1 protein-coding gene is annotated in these 1,221 nt (G+C 71.6%); it reads right to left on the reverse strand.

Going from position 1 to position 1,221, the window contains the following annotated elements:
• Positions 1-983, reverse strand: a 983-nt coding sequence (locus tag ACIBB8_RS37960; RefSeq protein ID WP_398959987.1) for a transposase, incomplete at its 3' end; no start/stop codon positions are given.
• Positions 984-1,221: the final 238 nt, after the last annotated feature.

Below are 1,221 nucleotides of genomic sequence, written 5' to 3' on the forward strand. Positions count from 1 at the left end.
GTCAGGTGCCGGATGCGGCGGGCCAGCAGCCTGAGGGTGTGGCGGGCGGCCGCGGCAGGACCGGTCGCGTCCAGGTCGTCCAGGTCGGCGCACCGCTTGATCAGGCGCGGGTTGCTCAGCCCGGCCAGCGACTCGCGCAGGGTGGAGTCCGCCGAGACCAGCACGCTCTTGAGCTGGTTGATGGCCTGTGTCCGGGACTTGATCGCGGACCCTTTGGCCAGCTTGAACAGCCGCAGCATCTCCACCGGTCCGTCGCTCGTCTTCGCGGTCGCGGTGGCCCGGCCCGACAGCACCGCGCGGGCGGCTGCCTCGGCATCGACGGCGTCCGTCTTGCCGTGGCGGCGCCGGGCGGCCTTGTCCGGCTGGTTGACCTCGGTCACCTCGATGCCCTCCGCGCGCAGGTGACGGGCCAGGGCTGCACCATAGGGCGGGTTGCTCAGCCCGGCCAGCGACTCGCGCAGGGTGGAGTCCGCCGAGACCAGCACGCTCTTGAGCTGGTTGATGGCCTGTGTCCGGGACTTGATCGCGGACCCTTTGGCCAGCTTGAACAGCCGCAGCATCTCCACCGGTCCGTCGCTCGTCTTCGCGGTCGCGGTGGCCCGGCCCGACAGCACCGCGCGGGCGGCTGCCTCGGCATCGACGGCGTCCGTCTTGCCGTGGCGGCGCCGGGCGGCCTTGTCCGGCTGGTTGACCTCGGTCACCTCGATGCCCTCCGCGCGCAGGTGACGGGCCAGGGCTGCACCATAGGAGCCGGTGCACTCGACGCCGGCCCGCCGCAGTGCGCCGAACGACCGTGTCCAGGAGAGGAGTTGGCGGTAGCCCTCGGCGGTTGCCGGGAAGCTGCGGCCGTCCAGGACAGCACCGAGCACGGTGATCACGGCGGCGGCGTGCACGTCCTTGTGGGTGTCGACGCCGAGCAGCACCTCCTCGGCAGGCTCGGACGGAATGTGACACGGGGCAGCGGGTTGCGTGATGCTGGGCACGGTCGCCTGTCTCCTGATGATCGCCTCGGATGTCGGGTGGCCGTCGCCGGGCCGGGGCGGTCAAGACTGTGACGGTGCCTGTCGCGAAGGCCCCTATCGGGACACGTCCCCTGCCCGGCGGCAGCAGCTACCGCTCCGGGCGGGCGGCCGACAGATCAACGCCAAGGCACACGGCCAGTCACGTTGCGGGTCAGGCCACCGCTCGGAGCGGCACCCGATCATCCTCACAGTCACGTTG

It is taken from the genome of Streptomyces sp. NPDC051286, assembly GCF_044455345.1.
Lineage (GTDB): Bacteria > Actinomycetota > Actinomycetes > Streptomycetales > Streptomycetaceae > Streptomyces.